Origin of the sequence: Nocardioides bruguierae (assembly GCF_023656415.1) — a bacterium.
Lineage (GTDB): Bacteria > Actinomycetota > Actinomycetes > Propionibacteriales > Nocardioidaceae > Nocardioides > Nocardioides bruguierae.
The window spans coordinates 14,815-32,936 of the sequence record NZ_JAMOIL010000026.1 but is presented as its reverse complement, the minus strand read 5'-3'; the positions used below and the strand labels follow the sequence as shown (position 1 = coordinate 32,936).

The 18,122-nt window shown below is 69.9% G+C and carries 17 protein-coding genes and 1 tRNA gene; 14 read left to right on the top strand and 4 right to left on the bottom strand.

Annotation, left to right across the window (positions count from 1 at the left end; genetic code table 11):
• Positions 1-50: 50 nt before the first annotated feature.
• From M8330_RS16910 to M8330_RS16860, 11 genes are all read left to right on the top strand, one after another.
• Positions 51-557 (top strand): NAD(P)H-dependent oxidoreductase, encoded by a 507-nt coding sequence (locus M8330_RS16910; protein ID WP_250057715.1) that lies wholly within the window; start codon positions 51-53, stop codon positions 555-557.
• On the top strand, positions 554-1,045 hold the full coding sequence (locus tag M8330_RS16905; RefSeq protein ID WP_250057716.1) for a flavin reductase family protein: 492 nt from the start codon (positions 554-556) through the stop codon (positions 1,043-1,045). Before M8330_RS16910 ends, M8330_RS16905 begins: the two co-directional genes overlap by 4 nt.
• A 255-nt stretch (positions 1,046-1,300) precedes the next feature.
• Positions 1,301-2,041, top strand: coding sequence for a GntR family transcriptional regulator (locus tag M8330_RS16900; RefSeq protein WP_250057717.1), 741 nt, complete (start codon positions 1,301-1,303; stop codon positions 2,039-2,041).
• 418 nt (positions 2,042-2,459) lie between these two features.
• Positions 2,460-3,605, top strand: a complete 1,146-nt coding sequence (locus tag M8330_RS16895; protein WP_250057718.1) for a sugar ABC transporter substrate-binding protein — start codon at positions 2,460-2,462, stop codon at positions 3,603-3,605.
• A 120-nt stretch (positions 3,606-3,725) separates the two neighbouring features.
• Positions 3,726-4,739, top strand: coding sequence for an ABC transporter permease (locus tag M8330_RS16890; RefSeq protein ID WP_250057719.1), 1,014 nt, complete (start codon positions 3,726-3,728; stop codon positions 4,737-4,739).
• Complete coding sequence (locus M8330_RS16885) at positions 4,736-6,313, top strand: sugar ABC transporter ATP-binding protein (protein WP_250828285.1); 1,578 nt, start codon at positions 4,736-4,738, stop codon at positions 6,311-6,313. The genes M8330_RS16890 and M8330_RS16885 overlap by 4 nt, the downstream gene beginning before the upstream one ends.
• Before the next feature lie 147 nt (positions 6,314-6,460).
• Entirely contained in the window at positions 6,461-7,771 is a 1,311-nt protein-coding gene (locus M8330_RS16880; RefSeq protein ID WP_250828284.1) for an NtaA/DmoA family FMN-dependent monooxygenase, read from the top strand.
• Positions 7,772-7,810: 39 nt separating this feature from the next.
• On the top strand, positions 7,811-8,641 hold the full coding sequence (locus M8330_RS16875) for an alpha/beta fold hydrolase (RefSeq protein ID WP_250828283.1): 831 nt from the start codon (positions 7,811-7,813) through the stop codon (positions 8,639-8,641).
• Positions 8,638-9,504 carry an LLM class flavin-dependent oxidoreductase gene (locus M8330_RS16870; RefSeq protein ID WP_250828282.1) on the top strand — a complete coding sequence of 289 codons (867 nt, stop codon included), beginning with the start codon at positions 8,638-8,640 and terminating at the stop codon, positions 9,502-9,504. Before M8330_RS16875 ends, M8330_RS16870 begins: the two co-directional genes overlap by 4 nt.
• A 21-nt stretch (positions 9,505-9,525) precedes the next feature.
• Entirely contained in the window at positions 9,526-10,794 is a 1,269-nt protein-coding gene (locus M8330_RS16865) for an LLM class flavin-dependent oxidoreductase (protein WP_250828281.1), read from the top strand.
• A gap of 511 nt (positions 10,795-11,305) precedes the next feature.
• Positions 11,306-11,378: transfer RNA gene (locus tag M8330_RS16860), tRNA-Arg, on the top strand.
• A 184-nt stretch (positions 11,379-11,562) separates the two neighbouring features.
• Here the strand turns inward: M8330_RS16860 and M8330_RS16855 are convergent.
• The gene (locus M8330_RS16855; protein ID WP_250828300.1) at positions 11,563-12,597 is read right to left on the bottom strand and encodes a tyrosine-type recombinase/integrase; all 1,035 of its coding nucleotides are present in this window, start codon (positions 12,595-12,597) and stop codon (positions 11,563-11,565) included.
• Between the two features lie 1,008 nt (positions 12,598-13,605).
• Here M8330_RS16855 and M8330_RS16850 point away from each other — a divergent pair.
• Entirely contained in the window at positions 13,606-14,307 is a 702-nt protein-coding gene (locus tag M8330_RS16850) for a hypothetical protein (RefSeq protein ID WP_250828280.1), read from the top strand.
• Positions 14,308-14,435: 128 nt separating this feature from the next.
• On the opposite strand, the gene M8330_RS16845 is transcribed toward M8330_RS16850, so the two are convergent.
• The 3 genes from M8330_RS16845 to M8330_RS16835 are packed head-to-tail and all read right to left on the bottom strand — an operon-like array spanning position 14,436 to position 16,361.
• Positions 14,436-14,630, bottom strand: coding sequence for a helix-turn-helix transcriptional regulator (locus M8330_RS16845; protein ID WP_250828279.1), 195 nt, complete (start codon positions 14,628-14,630; stop codon positions 14,436-14,438).
• Positions 14,627-16,006, bottom strand: coding sequence for a hypothetical protein (locus M8330_RS16840; RefSeq protein ID WP_250828278.1), 1,380 nt, complete (start codon positions 16,004-16,006; stop codon positions 14,627-14,629). Before M8330_RS16840 ends, M8330_RS16845 begins: the two co-directional genes overlap by 4 nt.
• A gap of 58 nt (positions 16,007-16,064) precedes the next feature.
• On the bottom strand, positions 16,065-16,361 hold the full coding sequence (locus M8330_RS16835; protein WP_250828277.1) for a hypothetical protein: 297 nt from the start codon (positions 16,359-16,361) through the stop codon (positions 16,065-16,067).
• Positions 16,362-16,579: 218 nt separating this feature from the next.
• Between M8330_RS16835 and M8330_RS16830 the strand changes: the two genes are divergently transcribed.
• Complete coding sequence (locus M8330_RS16830; protein WP_250828276.1) at positions 16,580-17,227, top strand: hypothetical protein; 648 nt, start codon at positions 16,580-16,582, stop codon at positions 17,225-17,227.
• Positions 17,215-18,120, top strand: coding sequence for a hypothetical protein (locus tag M8330_RS16825; protein WP_250828275.1), 906 nt, complete (start codon positions 17,215-17,217; stop codon positions 18,118-18,120). Before M8330_RS16830 ends, M8330_RS16825 begins: the two co-directional genes overlap by 13 nt.
• Positions 18,121-18,122 lie beyond the last annotated feature (2 nt).

Here is an 18,122-nt window from a genome sequence, read left to right as displayed (position 1 = left end):
AGCAGGGCCTGACGCGCATCCCCGCCGTCGCACCCTGAAGGGAGCAGCCCGTGAAGGCCGTCGCCGTCATCGGCAACCCGAAGCCGCAGTCCCGCACCCGTGCCGCCGCCGAGGCCCTGCTGACCGCCCTGGGCTACGAGCCCGACGTGGTCGAGGTCGCCGAGATCGGGCCGGGCGTGCTGGGCTGGGGCGACCCGGCCGTCGCCGCCGCGAAGGAGAAGATCGCCGAGGCCACGCTCGTGGTCGTCGCGTCCCCGACCTTCAAGGCCACCTACACGGGCCTGCTCAAGTGCTTCCTCGACCAGTTCGACGGCGGCACCGGCCTCGCCGGCAAGGTCGTCGTCCCGCTCATGCTCGGCGCCGGCCCGGCCCACGCCATGGCCCCCGAGCTCACGCTCAAGCCCGTGCTCGCCGAGCTCGGTGCCAGCTGCCCCACCGCAGCGCTCTACCTGCTGGACAAGGCCTACGAGACCGACGGCGCCCTCGAGGCGTTCGTCGAGCGCTGGTCGACCACCGTCCACGCCCTCGCTCCCCTCGACCAGGAGGTCCCCGCATGATGCAGGCCGTCGGCGACGTCACCGCGCTGCGCACGTCGTTCTCCGGATTCCCCTGCGGCGTCGCCGCTCTCGCCGCCGTCGTGGACGGTGAGCAGACCGTGCTCGTCGCCTCGTCCTTCACCGTCGGTGTCTCCCAGGACCCGCCGCTGGTGATGTTCGCGGTGCAGAAGACCTCCACCACGTGGCCGGTCCTCGCCGAGGCCGAGAAGATCGGCGTCTCCATCCTCGGTGAGACCCACGCCGAGAGCACCCGCCAGCTCGCCTCGAAGGACAAGTCCAACCGCTTCGCCGGTCTGGAGACCCACACCACGGACGAGGGTGCGATCCTGCTCGAGAAGGCCCCGGTGTGGATGGAGTGCTCGGTCGAGCACACCTACCCGGCCGGCGACCACGACATCATCGTGCTGCGCGTGCACAACCTGCGCTCGGACTTCGACCACGCGCCCCTCGTGTGGCACCGCTCGGCGTTCGCCGCGCTCGCCGGCTGACCCGGCCCCCCTCGTCCCCGCACCCGCGGCACAGCGTCGTGCCCGCGGGTCGGGCGACCACCCCCGTGCCGGCCTGAGACCACTCCTACCCGACATCTGTCGGGAGCGTCTTGGCAGGTCAGGCGCTTGCCGTGACGCACGCCACGTTAAATGACGACGCGTGTGGTGCTGCGTTACGGGCTTGAAACAGGGTCTTCCTACCGTGGAGGAGCGGTCGCTTCCCCGGCCGTCTTCATCCCCCCGGAGGAGTGCCCCGTGCCCGCTCAGCTCTCCGTGGCCTCGCATCGCGAACCGGCCCCGTCCAACCAGGTGCGCCGTGCCTACGAGCACGTGCGCAGCCTCATCCGCTCCGGCTTCCTCATCAACGACGAGCAGCTCGTCGAGGACCACCTGATCAAGACGTTCGGCGTCTCCCGCGCCAGCGTCCGCCTCGCCCTCCAGCAGCTCGCGGCCGAGGGCCTCGTGGTCCGTCAGCGCCGCAGCGGCACCCGTGTGGCGCAGGACTACTACCAGGTCCCCGTCGACGACATCCTCCCGTGGCAGGCGCCGGCCGGGTTCATGGTGCGCATCACCGACGACCGGATCGTCCCATCCACCCCGCTCATCCGCAAGCGACTCGAGATCACCGCCGAGTCCGTGGGGCTGGTCGAGCACGTCTTCGAGCGGGTCCGCCCCCACGGCGTCGAGCCGATCGGCGTGCGGATCGCCTACTACCGCCCGGGCTACCAGCAGCCGGCGCGCTGGGCCACCTGCCCGAGCCTGGCGGACGCCTTCCGCTCCGTCTTCGGCGTGGACCTCGGCCACATCGACACGGTGGTGGACGCCGTCGCGGTCGACGCGGACACCGCCCGCCTGCTCGACCTGCGCGAGGGCGCGCCCGTGCTCATGCGCGAGCAGGTGCTGCACGGCACCGACGGCGTGCCCTACGAGTACACCTTCAGCCACTACCGCGCCGACCGCGTCTCCTTCCCGGTCGGCGGGCCGCACGGCCTCTGACGCCGTCCCTCGCCTCCTCCCTCGAGGGCCCCGCACCGTCCGGTGCGGGGCCCTCGGGCCTCCGGACGGCCACGCGCCAGGTGCGCATCGGGCACGCGCCTGCCCCGCACCGGGTGCGCCACGGGGGTCCTGCGTCCCGGCGCAAGGGGGTCGGAGGGCCCGCGAGCGTCCCGTCGGGGCGCGGACATGGCCCTACGTGCCAGGTCACACGTCCTTGTCCGCCGTGACCCGAGGCCCTCCGCAGGCGGGGGAGCGGGGCCGAAACGGCGTATTACGCCGTGACCACGCCGCCCGAAACCGGGCGCAATGAACGCTGAATGGCGGCGGCACGGGAGGGAAACCGCAACCGACTGGACTTCACCTCACCGCTCGGGAGGGCCTGCTCCCCGCTCTCACCCCTGACCCACACGGAGACCACATGAAGCCCCGTCGCACCACGATCGCCCTGGCCGCCGCGGCCACCGCGCTCGCCCTGTCGATGACCGCCTGCACGAGCGCCACCGAAGCCAGTGACGACTCGAGCAGCGCCAGCACCGCCGACCTGACCGACGCCCAGCAGTCCTGCGTCGACTCTGTGCAGCCCAAGGTCGAGGCCGCCTCCGCCGAGGTGGACCTGCTCGCCCCGGACAGCCCGATCGACCTGGACGCCGTCTCCGGCGAGACCATCTGGTTCATCACCGTCACCATGAACCAGTTCAGCTCCGACATGCTGGCCGGTGTCGAGGAGGCCGCGGACGCCGCCGGCGTCTCCGTGAAGTCCTACGACGGCCAGGGCTCCACCAACCGCTACAACGAGGGCATCGAGCAGGCCATCGCCCAGGGCGCGGCCGGCATCATCCTCGTCGGCATCGACCCCTCGGTGGTCTCCTCGGCCCTGGCCGACGCCGACGCCGCCGGCATCCCGGTGCAGAACACGCTGAACTCCGACCCCGACGACGAGCTCGCCGAGGGTCTCTACGGCAACCTGACCTCGGACTTCTCCGCCGACGGCGCGACGATGGCCGACTGGGCGCTCGCCGACTCCGGCTGCGACGCCACCATCTCGATCATCTACTCCTCCGCCATCAAGGTGTGGGACCTCATGGCCACCGCCGCCGAGGCCGAGATCAAGGCCGAGTGCTCCGACTGCAACGTCGACATGCTCGACATCGACCTCGCCAACGCGGCCACGGACGTCGGCGCCCAGCTGCAGTCCTCCCTGCAGAAGAACCCCGACACCAACTACGTGATCCCGGTGTGGGACTCCGCCGTCACCTACGTGACCCCCGTGATCGCGGCCGCCGGCTCGGACGCCAAGGTCATCTCCCGCGACGGCCTGGAGGCCAACATCGCCTGGGTCCTCGACGGCACCCAGGACGTCACCGTCGGCACCCCGCCGACCGACTGGCTCGGCTGGCTCTCGGTCGACGACCTGCTCCGCGCCATGACCGGTGAGGACGCCCCCGGCTACGTGATCCCGACCCGGATCATCGACTCCGAGACCGTCGGCGACGGCTCGACCGAGGACATCTGGCCCGCGTACGTCGACTTCCAGTCCGCCTTCACCGAGGCCTGGAACGGCTGACCAGCAGCCCCCAGAAGCACCAGCAGCACTCCCTGACGCGGGGGCGGGCGGTCCGTCCCGCTCCCGCGTCGCGGGCACCACCTCCCAGCAGCGCCCCGCCCCTCCCGAGGAGAGCCACCCATGGCCACGTCCACCACCGCGCCCGCCGGCTCCGGCACGCCGGAGAAGAGCGCCGCCCGTCGCAAGACCGACGTCAGCGGCCTGTTCGAGAAGTGGGCGCTCGTCGGCGCCCTCGTCGTCCTCGTCGCCGTCTGCATGGCCACGATCCCGCAGTTCCGCACCGCCTCGCTGTTCACCACCATGCTGAACGCGCAGTCGCTGGTGCTCCTCCTCGCCCTCACCGCCACCGTGGTGCTGCGCATGGGCGACTTCGACCTCTCGATCTCGCAGACGATGGTCGCCTCGGCCGCCGTCATCGGCCAGCTCACCACCAACGGCACCTCGCCGGCCGTGGCCATCCCGCTGGCGCTGGCGCTCGGCGCCTGCGTCGGCCTGGTCAACGCCCTGCTGGTGGTGCGGATCGGCGTCGACTCCTTCGTCGCCACCCTCGGCTCCTACACGGCGCTCGCCGGCCTGAGCTACCTCATCACCGACAGCCGCATCGTGGCCGGCGCCTCGGACGGGTTCATCAACTTCTCCCGCTCCCAGATCGCCGGCATCCCCCTGATCACCTGGTACGCGTGGATCCTCGTGATCGTGCTCTGGTACGTCTACCAGCGCACCCCGCTGGGCCGGTACTCGCTCTTCATCGGTGGCAACCGCAACGCCGCCACCCTCGCCGGCATCCCGGTCAACCGCATCCGCACCGGCGCCTACGTGGTCTCGGGCCTGCTCGCCGCGTTCCTCGGCGTCTGCTTCTTCGGCTACTTCGGCGCGGTCGACCCCTCGGCCGGCGGCCAGTACATGCTCCAGCCGTTCGCCGCCGCGTTCCTCGGCTCCACCGCCATCACCGTCGGCCGCTTCAACGCCTGGGGCACCATCGCTGCCCTCTACCTGCTCACCGTCGGCATCACCGCGCTGCAGATCCTCGGCGCCGAGACCTGGGTGACCAACCTCTTCTACGGCCTCGCGCTGATGCTCTCGGTCGCCGCCGCGAAGATCGCCGGACGTCGCCGCGCCGGTGGTGCCAAGTGAGCACCGCGACCCGCCTCCCCGTGGAGCAGGCCGGCCCGGCCCCGGCGCTGAAGGTCCGCTCCCTGCGCAAGACCTACGGCGGCGCCGTCGCCCTCGAGCACCTCGACCTGACCGTCCGGGTCGGCGAGGTCCACGCCCTGCTCGGCCAGAACGGCTGCGGCAAGTCCACCCTCGTGAAGTCCCTGACCGGGGTCATCGGCCCCGACTCCGGCACGGTCGAGGTCTACGACCGCCAGGTCCACCTCCCGGTCGAGGCCGCCCACGAGCACGGCATCGCCGTCATCCACCAGGACATCGGCCTGGTCGACGAGATGACGGTGCTCGAGAACCTCGGCGCCAACGCCCGCTACGGCACCAGGCTGCTGCTGCCGGTCAACACCCGGCGCGAGCGCAGGATCTACACCGAGCTGATGGACCGGGTCGGCTTCCACTTCGACCTCGACGCCAAGGTCTCGACGCTCAGCCCGTCCGAGCGGGCGCTGGTCGCCGTCGTCCGGGCCATGCGCCTCATGCCCGACGACGCGGCCGGCCAGCTGTTCATCCTGGACGAGCCCACGGCGGCGCTGCCCAAGCCGGAGGCCGACCGGCTGCTGACGCTGATGCGCACCGTGGCCGACCTCGGCAGCGCCGTCATCTTCATCAGCCACCGCCTCGCCGAGGTGATGGAGGTCTGCGACCGCGCCACCGTGATGCGCGCCGGCCGCGACGTCCTGGAGACCCGGATCGAGGACACCGACCGCGCCGAGATCGTCGCGGCGATGCTCGGCCGTCGGATGGACGAGTTCTACCCCGACCCGCCGAACGTCACCCCGGGCGAGGTCCGGGTCGCGGTGGACGCCCTCACCGGCCCCGTCGTCCGCGACGCCACCTTCCACGTGGCCGCCGGCGAGGTCGTCGGCTTCACCGGCCTGGCCGGCATGGGCCAGGAGGAGCTGGCCAACCTGCTCGGCGGCGCCACCGAGACCGTGTCCGGCACCGTGCTCGTCGACGGCGCGGACCTCACCGGCGCCACGCCGTCGCGGATCATCGACGCCGGCATGGTCCTGGTGCCCGGCAACCGGCTGCGCGACGGCATCTGGGTCGCCGGCTCGGCCGAGGAGAACATCACGCTCCCCGTCGTCCCGCAGCTGCGCAAGCGCGGCAGCGTGAGCAACAGCCTGATCCGGGCGAAGGCCGAGGAGCTCATGGCCGGTGTGGGCGTGCACCCGCACGACCCCGAGCGCCCCCTCGGCGGCTTCTCCGGCGGCAACCAGCAGAAGATCGTCTTCGGCAAGTGGATGCAGCTGGACCCGCAGGTCCTGCTGCTCGACGAGCCGACCCAGGGCGTCGACCCGGGCGCCGCGAAGGACCTCCTGGGCCGCGCCATGGACGCCGCGAGCAGCGGCTCGGCCGTCCTGGTCTTCTCCGGCGAGCACGAGATGCTCGCCGCCATCTGCCACCGCGTCCTCGTGCTGCACGAGGGCCGGATCGTCGCGGAGCTCTCCGGCGCCGACCTCACCGAGGAGTCGTTGCTCGCCGCGAGCGAGCTCGACCACGCCGCCGTCACCGCGTCGGCGACCGAGGGAGCCGCCTGACGGGGCTCCCCGGCCCGTCCCCCTGCCTGATCCCCCCCCGCAGCAACCCAGCAGCACCCAGCAGCACCCAGCAGCACCACCCCTGACCCGCACCCCAGCAGCACCTGCACCGCACCCGGCGCCGTCGCCGGCAAGAGAGGACTCACCATGGCCATCGACCCGTTCCGTCTTGGCTGGTTCGGCAACCTCGCCGCTCCGGAGTGGAAGACCCCGTACTCGGGCTACGACTCCACGAAGAACTACCTCAACCTGCGCTTCTACAAGGACATGGTCCGCAACCTGGAGCGCGCCGGGTTCGACTTCCTCATGATCGAGGACTCCCTGATGGTCTCCGACATCTACCAGGGCACCGCGGAGATCGAGCTCAAGCACGCCCGCTACGCCCCGAAGATGGACCCGGTGGCCGCCGCCGCTGCGCTGCTCGAGGTCACCGAGCACATGGGCGTCATCGCCACCGCGTCGACGACCTTCTACCACCCCTACCAGCTGGCCCGTCAGTTCGCGACGCTGAACAACCTCTCCGGCGGTCGCATCGGCTGGAACGTCGTCACCTCCTCCGAGGACCGCGCCGCGCAGAACTACGGCATGGACAAGCTCCCCGAGCACGACAAGCGCTACGACATCGCCTCCGAGTTCATGGACGTCGTCAAGAAGCTGTGGGGCTCGTTCTCCAACGACGCGATCCTGGCCGACGCCGAGTCCGGCTACTACGCCGACTTCAACCAGGTGAACCCGATCCACCACGAGGGCGAGTACTTCAAGTCCCGTGGCCCGCTGAACCTGCCGGCCGGCCCGAACGGCCGCCCCGCGATCTGCCAGGCCGGCGGCTCGCCGCGCGGTCGCGACTTCGCCGCCGCGAACGCCGACGTCATCCTCTGCATCCCCTCGGGCATCGAGCGGGCCAAGGAGTACCGCGACGACATCCGGGCCCGCGCCGCGACGTTCGGCCGCAACCCCGACGACATCAAGGTCTTCCCCGTCATCTACCCGATCATCGGCCGCACCAAGGCCGAGGCCGAGGCGAAGAACGAGGAGTGGTACGCCCGCAAGCAGCACAACTTCGAGGTCCAGATGACCCACATGGCGGCCACGATGGAGCTCGACATGTCGCAGTTCGACCCGGACCAGCCGATCCCGGAGGACATCTCCACCAACGGTCACCAGAGCCAGCTGGTCGAGTGGCGCAAGCAGCTGGACGGCAAGACCATCCGCGAGGGCTTCTCCGGCATGCGCGTGCAGACCACCGAGATGGTCGGCACCCCCGACGCCATCGCCTCGCAGATGGAGGAGTTCATGGAGGAGGTCGGCGGCGACGGCTTCCTCATCTACGGCCAGCCGATCAGCCGTGAGTCCGTCGCCGAGATGACCGACGGCGTGGCCCCCGTCCTGCAGAAGCGCGGCCTGCTGCGCACGCAGTACAGCCACGACACGCTCGTCGAGAACCTCCGCTCCTTCTGAGCACCGCCCTCCCCGCCCACACCGAAGGTTGACGACTCCATGACGATGCACCGCTCCTACGTCGACACCCCGCGCGGCCAGGTCCACCTGCGCCGCGCGGGGGAGGGCCCCCGGGCCGTCCTGCTGCTGCACCAGACCGCCGCCTCGGGCGTCATGTTCGAGGCGTTCGCGCAGCGGTTCCTGGCGGCGGAGGGTGCCGAGGAGTTCACCCTCCTCGCACCGGACACCCCGGGCTTCGGCATGTCCTTCACCCCGCCGGAGGACTACGACCTGGACGTGTGGGCGGGCGACATGATCGCCGTGCTCGACGCGCTCGGCCTCGACGAGGTCGACGTGCTCGGGCACCACACCGGGGGCGCCGTGGCCATCTGCCTGGCCGCGGCGCACCCGGACCGGGTGCGCTCGCTGACCATGGTGGGCGCGCTCGGGATGAGCACCGAGGAGCGGCTGGCCTGGCACGAGGCCGTGCGGGGGATGGAGGTCCGCCCCGGTGGCGGTCACCTGGTCGACGCCTGGCAGCAGGTGGGCACGATCGACGGCCCGGACACCACGTGCGCGCCGTCCGTCGAGCTCCAGCACCGCGAGGTCATCGACAAGCTGCGGGCCGGCGCCCGCTGGCACGAGGCCTACCTGGCCGTGTTCCGCACCGACCTGGTCGCGCGGCTGGCCGCGACCTCGCTGCCCACCCTGCTCCTGTGCGGGCGGCACGACGTGCTGGCGCCCTACGTCGACGGCACCGTCTCGGCCCGGCCCGGCATCCAGTACCGCGAGCTCGCGGCCGGCGGGTACGTCCTGGACCAGGACCCCGACCAGGTCGTGCGCCCCTTCCACACCTTCCTCCAGGTCGTCGCCCTCCAGGAGGCGTCGTGACCGGCACCGCGCCGCTCGTCGTCTGGTTCGCCACCACCGACTCCACGGCCCGCCTGGGCCGCCTCGTCCTGGAGCTGGACGCCGCCGGCGTCGACGCCGTCGTCCTGCCCGGGGACGGGTCCGTGGACCCGGTCCTGCTCGCCGGGTTCACCACGCGCACGGCCACCCGCATCGGGCTCGTCGCCTCGCTCTCCCCGTGGGTGCAGCCGCCGTTCCTGGCGGCCCGTGCGCTCAACACCCTGGACGCGCTGAGCCGCGGCCGGGCCGGGTGGTTCCTCGACACCACCGCCCCCACCGGCCGCTCGGGCGACGACTCCGGCCGCTGGACGCCCTACGACGCCGCCGAGGCCGAGCTGGTCGCGGCCCGAGCCGACTACCTCGCCGCCACCGAGGCCCTGTGGGGCTCGTGGGAGGAGGGGGCGATCGTCGCCGACGTCGCCACCGGCCGGTACGTGGATGCCGGCAAGGTGCACGTGCCCGACCACCGGGGCCCCTACTTCGCCAGCCGCGGCCCGCTGAACGCGCCGCCCGGGCCGCAGGGCCGCCCGACCCTCCTGGCCTGCTTCGCCCCCGGGGCGGACGTGCCGGCCGGCGTCGACGTCCTCGTCGTCACGGACGAGGCGCACGTGGCCGCCGCCCGCGAGCACACCGCGACGGTGCTGCTGGCGGTCGGCGGCGCCTCCGACGCCAGTCTGCCGGCGACCACCGCCGACGGCTACGCCGTGCGGGACGTGGCCTACGGCAGCGACTCCGCCGCCTGGCTGCACGGTCCGCTGGCCGACCTGGCCGAGACGCCCCGCGGTGGTCTGCTGCGCGACCGCCTCACCGGGGCGGGCGCGCCCGCCGCCGTCCCCACCGCCTGAGAACCTCCAGGAGACATCACCATGGGCAAGCCGCTCACCCTCGGCTGGTTCGTCAACTACATGCCGACCGGCTGGAACCGTCCCTTCCACGGCGGCCAGCCCGCCGCCTGGCAGGACGGCCAGTTCTACGTGGACATGGCCCGCACGCTGGACCGCGCCGGCATCGACTTCATCATGCTCGAGGACTCCTCGGTCGTGCCCGAGAACTACGGCGGCGACATGACCGCCGAGTTCATGGCCACGGTGAAGTCGCCCAAGCACGACCCGCTGCCGCTGGCCGCCGCGATCGCGCAGGCCACCGACCGCCTCGGCATCGTCACCACGATGTCGACCAGCCTCTATCCGCCGGAGCGGCTCGCGCGGCTGCAGGCCTCGCTGGACGAGCTGAGCAACGGCCGCGCCGGCTGGAACATCGTCACCTCCTTCGAGGACCTCGCCGCGCAGAACGTCGGCCTGGAGAAGCTGTGGGAGCACGACGAGCGCTACGCCCGCGCCCACGAGTACCTCGACGTCGTCACCTCCGCCTGGCAGGGCGCGGTCGACCACGACGGACGCTTCAACCAGGTGGTCTCGCCGGGCTCGCCGATGCCGGTGCAGGACCGTCCGGTGCTGTGCCAGGCCGGTGGCTCGAAGGCGGGCATGGACTTCGCCGCGGAGTGGGCCGACCTGATCGTCTCGGTGCCGGTCGGCGTCGAGGCGATGAAGGCGTACCGCGACGGCATCCGCTCGCGCATCGCGGAGAGCGGGGGAGACCCGGACCGCTGCCGCGTCCTGTACATGGTGACGCCGATCCTGGGCGAGACCGACGAGGAGGCGCAGGCCAAGCGGGCCCGCATGTACTCCGACGCGACCGACAACTACCTGCGGCGCATCGTGCAGCTCTCCAACATCTCCGAGATCGACTTCTCGAAGTTCGACGAGGACGAGCCCGTGCCGGAGGACGCCACCACCAACGGTGCGCAGTCGATCCTCGACACGTTCAAGCGGCTCACCAAGGACTCCTCGCTGCGCGAGGTGCTCGGCAACTCCGGCGAGTCCACCTCGCTCGACCTGTGCGGCAGCCCCGCCACCGTCGCCGACCAGATGGAGGCGGCGATGGAGGAGGTGGGCGGCGACGGGTTCCTGCTCTTCCACGGTGGTGGCGGCATCATCACGCGTCGCTACCTGGACGAGGTGCTCGACGGCCTCGTCCCCGAGCTGGAGTCGCGCGGGCTGTTCGAGCGTCCGGTGCGCGGCGGCGGGCCGGTCGCCGCGTCCGGCACCTTCCGAGGGCGCCTCACCGGTGCCTGACCCCTGGCTGCCGCGCGGCCCTCACCACCCCTGACTGCCGCGCGGCTCCCGTGGCGGGGTGGACTCGCTTCGCCCCCGACGTCCACCCCGCCCACCCCCCCACAGCGCCTCCGATCGTCGGGTTCCGGCAGGACCGACGGTCGGGGGTCTCCCACGTGGGCACCTGCCTGTGCCCCAGATCACGGACTGAATGCGTCCGCTACCCGGTCGGGTGGGATTGACCAGTACCGATGCGGGGCATCGAACAGGTGTCGCAGACGTGGCCACCGGGCCCTCACGCAGGGCCCCGACGCCGTCCACCGGTTCTCACGCAGCAACCGTCGGTCGACCGGGAGGTGGGCACCGCGACGTGCCGGCGCCAACGGTGTCGCCCGGAACGCTCCGCGTCCGGCAGGTCCGCCACGGACCCGCCGGACGCGGCGCCGCTTTTCCGCCCTGACCGCGCTGCCCCGAGCCGGTTCGGGTCAGCGGCTCCCCACCTGCCAAGATGGGTCCGGCCCTGCGGGGCCGCGCCCCAGTAGCTCAGTGGATAGAGCAGCCGCCTCCTAAGCGAAAGGTCGTAGGTTCGACTCCTACCTGGGGCACCTAGGTGACCTACGTAGACCCTGGCCCTGACCTGCAGCGATGTCGCCGGCAGTAGTGCGATCGACGTCGACTCGTCTATCGGACGGTGCTCGGCGTGAGTGATCAGTTCAGAACTTCTGCACGTATTCCGCACGGACCGCGGCAAGCAGTCGCCGCCAACCGGGCATGAATGCCTCCGAAGAACTAGCGAGCAGTGGCCTGCTCGATGCGCTTGAGGGCGGCATCTTGCTCGCCGTCGATGCACTTGGCGTAGACGGTCAGGAGAACGGCGACCGTGTGGCCGGCCCAGTCGGCGACTTGGGCTGCGGGTACTCCAGCGTTGAGCCAGGTCGACACAGCGGCGTGCCGCAGGTCGTAGGGGCGGCGCGCGAGGAAGGAGTCGCTCGTGCCGAGGGCCTCTGCTCGGGCTCGGTGCCAGGCGCGGTAGACGGTGCTCATCGACACGGGGGACTCGTGCGGGGGCGGGAGTGGGACGCCTGAAGTCCCAGTCCGGTTGACGAACAAGCGCCCGTCGCTGCTACGCGTGAACTCCTGGACATGGCGCCGTAGGGCCTGGACGAGCTGGGGGTGTGCCGGGACCTCTCTGCTCTCAGCCGGATCGCGATGCTTGAGCTCCCGCTCCTCACCGGAGACGCCACCGTCAGTGAAGGCACCTCCCACGGACTGGTAGGAGCCTGTCAGAGTCAGGCGGCCCCAGCCCGCGCTCGGGAGGTGGCAGTTGACCAGGCGGAGGTTCCGCGCCTCCGCGGGTCGCAGCCCGGCGTAGTAGAGGCAGGCGAAGTACGACTCGAGCTCAGGTGAGACTCGTCGAACAGCGTCGAGAATGGCGCGAGCCTGATCAGGGTTGATCACCACTCTGCGGTCGACAGCAGCATGGCGGGTCTTGCGGGTTCGGGGGACTCGGACGAGTGGATTCTCCGGCAGGAGTCCCTCGTGGACTGCGGCCTGCAGGCACCCGTGCAGTACGGCTCGGCGACGGGCACTCGTAGTCGAGGCGGCTTTGCTGCCGTCCAAGTTGGTGGCTAGCTCACTGACGACATGCCTGATGACACCTATCTCACTCAGGATCTGGAGGGGTGGCGAGTGGCGATCTGCCCAAGCCAACGTCAGAGGCTCGGAATCGAGTGCTGGGCGGTCGGTCGGGCTGCCGAATGCCCCTCGGTAGAGACCGCGCCGGAGGGCATCAGGGTCCGGCGAGTCATGGCGGTCGGGCAGCATGGTGACGTTCGCGCGCGCCAGCGTCTCCGCCAAGCTCTTACGATGTTGGGGGGAAATGTCGGGCCACTTCGTGGCGCAGTACTGTCGGCACCACGCAAGGAACGTGACCTCAGGCTGATCTGGCTGAGGCGGCGATGGCATCCCCGTCCTGATGGAGAAGGGCTCTCCGCGGCGGACCGCTACGAGCAGTTCCGCGCGAAGGCCATCTGCAAGTTTGCGACTGGCAAAGGTGCGGTGAAACCGCTCCCCGCCCGCACGCCAGCGGAGGCTGTAGGTGGTTCCTCGACGTCCCCGGTAGGGGGTCACGCCCCACACGCGCACGTCGAATGTCGTCTCTGCATCTGCCATCTCGGCCTCCTTGCTGCAGACCGTGCCGTGCTCGGCCGGCTGGCGCTTCGCCAGCGGTCTCGGCTGTGGATAGTTGAGTGCCTTGTGGAGGTATCCGCGCGGGCCGAGCGCCATCGTTGAAGCCCCACCGTCAGGGGGCGCTCCACATGCGCTCTTGCCCGCCGTCTCCGGATGAGGCATAGCGCGTCGGGCGCTTGAAAGTGAGCTGACCGAGGTGGCGGGGTCTCACTGGGTGTGTCCCATTTAGCTTCGACTGCGCCAGTCAACCCCGACGGCACCGTCTGAGCCATGGCGTACTCAACTGACCTGACTGACGAGCAGTGGGCGCTGCTGGGACCAGTGTTCAACCGCCGGGGGCGCGCCCCGACGCCTTCGCCTATACCACTCATTATCCTGACTGGAGCAGCGGTGACAATGCGAAATATTGCCGTCTAGTCCAGTCTGACGGCGCAGCTGCGATGTGATGGCCCGAGGCTTAATGCTGATGCTTTAGTGCTACGTTCCAGCCCACTGCATCAGCTGAATAGATAGGGGTGGGCGGATCGTGGACGCCCTTAGAATGCGGCTGGTTTACAATATCGGAAAGCAGGGCCGGCGGATGTGTGGCAATGGTGGTGACGACCCTCTATCGGCGTCAAAGGTGATGGAGCGGGCGCCCGAATGAATGGGCTGCGCAAAAGCGTATTGGTGCTCAGTTTCGTCTGCCTGATCGCACTTGGCCTGCTGGCGAACTGTGCGCAGCTAAACGCGCCGATTGCGGGGAATAAATCTTCTCCGAATGCGGTGGGACCTCTGTCGGTCGGTGTCGATGGGCAGGGTGGCGGGGCTTCCGTTGATCGCCCCAAAGGGTATGCCCATGTCACAGCGACATTCGGAGCCTTCCTGTTGTGTTCGACCAGCGGTTCTGCCGCAATATCCCTCGATTCAGTGGCGTTCCCGAAAGGCTCGCCGCCTGGCGTGGCGGCGTGGATTCGCACCGTGACGCCAGATCGGGTCAGCTTGGCAGAAGAGGGCGACCGGGGTCATTACGCTCCGATCGCGTTCGGCTTGGGTTCGCCGCCGGAGTTCAGTCAGCCGTACGTGGGTTTTGAGACGCCTCCCGGGGAGTTCTCGAGATCGATTTCCGGCGTGCGGGTTTCTGGGGATTGCGACGAAGTTTCGGCGGCGGTCAGCGCCTTGGGTCGGTCGCAGGTACCGCAGACGGAGATTCAAGAGCTGGTAATCGTCATCCCTAGTGGAAAGGCTGGGGCTCGAATCCCCAACTTCACTATCAATTATGAGGCGGATGGCGAGGCTTTCGAGTTGAAAGTTTCATGGGACATGGTCGTCTGCGATCGTGCTGGCCGGTTGCCGTACTGCTGACGACCTATTGTGTGCGAGATTTCTCGACCCCTCAGCTGTGCCGCCGGACGTTCGAGTCGGTTCAGTTTGGTGGCTCTGGTCATCGTCAGTGACGCCGGCGCGCATGATGCTCATGGCTTCGACATGGGTCAGTCCTCCTGTAGGGCTAACCATTCGTCGAGGTCGGTGCGGCGCACGCGGATGGCGCCGTTGGGGAGCTTGATGCATCGCGGAGCGCGGTGTGCTGCTCGCCAGTCGTAGAAGGTGGATCGGGAGATCCCGAGTTCCTCACACAGCTGCGGGACGGTCAGGTGCACGGCGGACGTCATGGTGGTCGCTTTCATCGAGAGGGCGTGGAGTGTCGGTGGCTCGAGACGGGGAGGGCACCGGCCTGCAGTGGCGGTGTCTCGTCAAGGGCGCAGCGCAGGACAGCGCGCTGGATGGTCACCGTCGTGGCGGCGGAGGCCGGCTCACGCGTCGCCGCAATCAGCGCTGTCACGGCGCACTCGAGCGCGGAGCGTCGCAGCACCCGTGTCGGCCCCACCGAACCGGTGAGGTCGTCGATGCGCAGGTTGCTGTCGTCGCGGAGCAGCTCGCGCCGCAGGGACACGGCGAGCGCGTGAGTGGCAGCGCGGGTTGTCTCGCCCCATTCGTCGGCCTGGGCGGGGGTGAGGGGGTGGAGCTGTCGGTCTCGGAGAAGCCGATGAAGTGATGTGACGATCTCGGCCTGCTGGAGAAAGGGGAGGGCTGTAGCCTCGCTGCGCGAAGGATCGAGGTCGATCAAGCGCTGAATCTGTCGGTCGACCTGTGTGAGCGACTGGTTCATGATGTCGACCGCGCCGCCGGGGGATATGGGCTGGGGAGCCAGTCGACGTGCCAGGTCGAGGACGAACAGCTGCCCGCTCACCAGGTGTCTGGCTGAGGTCGCGGTGATGTGTGGCTCGTCGGCGAATCCGGTGTTGGTGGCTGTTCGGGCGCGTAGAGAGGACGCCAGGGCGCGCTGTGCGCCAGGAAGGTCGGCCGCACGCTTCACCAGGTGGACCGGCGTGGCGTGGCGTGTCGGCGCCGGGGTGTCGGGGGCGGCGACGGCGTGGTCGGTGGGCTCGCTCGGGGCAAACCAGCCTGCCAGTCTCGTGGTCTGGCTGAGGACCGCGCGGCGTGTGGTGGCGTCCATGCTCGGGACGGGGGCATCGTGCTCGTTGCGCAGCCCGACCTCGCGGAGCGCGTCGTCCAGGATCAGGAGGCTCTCCAGCGTGGTCGACACATCGCGCAGCACGTGCCAGCGAGCGGACTCTTGCTGGCGCCATGTCCGGTCGGACGACGTGGAGAGCACGTGGCTGGCGCTCATCGACTCCACGGCGGCAGTGCGCCACAAGCCGACGGCCGGGTCGTCGCTGCGGCGGGCGAACAGGTCCATGGGTCGAACGGCCGGGGGTGGCCGCCGGGGCAGCTCGCTGGCGATCGCGGCCACCGCGGTCGGCAACAGCTCTTCCTGCTTCGTCGCCCAGGCTGCTGGGGCGCGTTGGGCTCGGTCGACGACCGGCAGCAGTGCCAGGTCGTGCAGTCGCTGGCGCAGGCTGTCTGCGACGACGTCGCGGTAGAACAGCAACTGATCCACGTCGGACTCCTCGGTCGGGATCGAGGCACCCGACATGAGGCGGGTCAGAGCGCCGGCGACGTTCTCCGCGTGCTCGCCGTAGGTGGTCGGTCTGGGGTTCATGCCACCAGAGGCGACGTGAAGTGGCTCCTGTCGCTCGACGAAAGTCGACGCTGCCCGGTCACGGTGGCGTTGGGTCGGTCCGCTCCTCGGCGGCAGCTCTGCGTGCGATCTCCAACCACCGGAGGGCTGCGGCGGTGCGGCCGGCGTCCTGCGGATGGGTGCGGGTGATGGCAGCGAGGTGGCTCGCGACCTGATCGATGGCCGTGGTCAGGCCCTGCAGCGTCGGATCGAGGGGGATGACCGTGATCGCGTCTGGGCTGCGCAGGTCGATCAAGCTGGCTCGACAGAGTCCGAGGCTGGGCCGGACTCGACGGGGGAGATCGTCGCTGGCGAGAAGCGCCACGAGCGTGCTCATGGCAAGAACGTGGTGGCGTCCTGGAGTGGACTCGTGGTGTGGGCTCATGATCCGAGGTCAGCCGATCCTCGGCCAGATCGCGTGGCCTCCACTGTCAGGTGTGGACGCCGCGCAGATATCCACAGCCTCGAAATTGGGGCGTGACAGTCAAGCCCGTCCGTGCGCACACTGATCGAATCTCTTTACTTTCGGGAGAGTCGGATGGATGCGTACTCGGGATGGCATCGCCGGAAGCCGCGACGGGAGTCGCGGGGCGGCTGTGGTGGATCGCGGCCTCGATCGGTGTCGCTCTCGCGCTCGGGGGCTGCTCGGGCGATGAACCGATAGCGGCTGAGCCAACGCCTTCGACGGGCCCCAGCGAGTCCACGTCGGCCACTGAGGAAGCATCACCTGCCGGCCAGCCGACGGGCGACGGTGAGGCGTGGCGGTCTCGGTTCTCGCCAGGGCAGCTGCAGCGCTACGACGCCGCGCTGTCTCGATGGATCGAGTACTCGCACAAGACGGCGCGGATCTATCGCGCAGGGGTCGACACTCCAGGTGCCCGCGCGGTGTTCGCGGAGTACGACATGCAAGCGCAGCTGCGTACGCGCGCTCTGGCGGAGACCTACGACGACGGCGGCGTTCGAGTCGAGCGCGGGCCGACAGCGCTCGACCGTCGGGCCACGAGCATCGGGCGCCAAGTCGTGGTGATCCGCCAGTGCAACGACTACTCCCGGGTGCGCGTGACGCAGGACGGAGAAGTCGTCGCGGGCGCTACGCCGCGCCACCTGGTCACCCCGATCGTCATCGAGATGGACCGGCCGCGGGGCCGAGACTGGATGGTCGCCAGGATTCAGCTCAAGGACAAGACCTCGTGCGCCGCGTGACCGGAGGTGTCATGGCGACCGGACTGCTGGTGGCAGTCGCCGTCGCGGGGATCGTCGCCATGGGACCGGGCGCGTCCGCCTGCGAGGTCGATGCGAGCGGGATCTGCATCATCAAGACTGTCCCGGGTGGCGGTTCTTCCAACCCCGTGGTTCCCATCGGTGACGAGGGCGAGACCGGTTGCCGCGACGAGGACGGAACCGCTGTCGCTTGCGTGGATGGCTACGGAGGCGTCTGGAGCGGTGGACCGCGGTGGTGTTATCAATACCAACTCGATCCTCAACCACCTGCGGAGAGCCCCCTGTGGGGCGGTCACGCACCATCTGAGGGATCGCTCTGGTCGTGCGACTACTCCGGCGTGACTCCTGGCAACACGTGGTTCGTCGCCTCCGCGGAGCCTGCGGTTGACCCCGCCGTCCTGGCCCAGCAGGCGCTGGATCGCGCTGCCTTTCCCCGGCCGGGCGCCCGCACGGCACCCGGTGGCTCGGCTGCGACCCTGGTCGGCTACCCCACGTGGCTCTGGGTGGACGACCAAGCCTGGCGGCCGCTGTCTGTCTCGGTCACGGCGGCCGGCGCGACCGTCTCGCTCGCCGCCGAACCCGTCCTGGTGCTCTGGTCGGTGGGATCTCAGAGCCTGACCTGCCCTGGACCGGGGCGCGCTTGGGACGACTCGCTCGGCGAGCATGCACAGAGCCCCTGCACAGTGACGGTCGACCACCTCCTCGACCCCTCGGGCGATCAGCTGTCGGTGGAAGCCCGCGTGAGATATGCGGTCACGTGGTCGTGCCAAGGCAGGTGCAGCACGGTGGCGGGCGATCTGGGCGAGGTGGACGCTCTCCCCGGCCCATCGTCGACCTTGACGGTGGAGCAGCGGCAGACGGTGGTGACGCCATGACG

Bases quoted from the DNA above. Each gene is read 5' to 3' on its own strand.
- M8330_RS16905 (WP_250057716.1), top strand. From the start codon at position 554: ATGATGCAGGCCGTCGGCGACGTCACCGCGCTGCGCACGTCGTTCTCC.
- M8330_RS16895 (WP_250057718.1), top strand. From the start codon at position 2,460: ATGAAGCCCCGTCGCACCACGATCGCCCTGGCCGCCGCGGCCACCGCG.
- M8330_RS16890 (WP_250057719.1), top strand. From the start codon at position 3,726: ATGGCCACGTCCACCACCGCGCCCGCCGGCTCCGGCACGCCGGAGAAG.
- M8330_RS16880 (WP_250828284.1), top strand. From the start codon at position 6,461: ATGGCCATCGACCCGTTCCGTCTTGGCTGGTTCGGCAACCTCGCCGCT.
- M8330_RS16875 (WP_250828283.1), top strand. From the start codon at position 7,811: ATGACGATGCACCGCTCCTACGTCGACACCCCGCGCGGCCAGGTCCAC.
- M8330_RS16865 (WP_250828281.1), top strand. From the start codon at position 9,526: ATGGGCAAGCCGCTCACCCTCGGCTGGTTCGTCAACTACATGCCGACC.
- M8330_RS16855 (WP_250828300.1), bottom strand. From the start codon at position 12,597: ATGCTGCCCGACCGCCATGACTCGCCGGACCCTGATGCCCTCCGGCGC.
- M8330_RS16850 (WP_250828280.1), top strand. From the start codon at position 13,606: ATGAATGGGCTGCGCAAAAGCGTATTGGTGCTCAGTTTCGTCTGCCTG.
- M8330_RS16845 (WP_250828279.1), bottom strand. From the start codon at position 14,630: ATGAAAGCGACCACCATGACGTCCGCCGTGCACCTGACCGTCCCGCAG.
- M8330_RS16840 (WP_250828278.1), bottom strand. From the start codon at position 16,006: ATGAACCCCAGACCGACCACCTACGGCGAGCACGCGGAGAACGTCGCC.
- M8330_RS16835 (WP_250828277.1), bottom strand. From the start codon at position 16,361: ATGAGCACGCTCGTGGCGCTTCTCGCCAGCGACGATCTCCCCCGTCGA.
- M8330_RS16830 (WP_250828276.1), top strand. From the start codon at position 16,580: ATGGCATCGCCGGAAGCCGCGACGGGAGTCGCGGGGCGGCTGTGGTGG.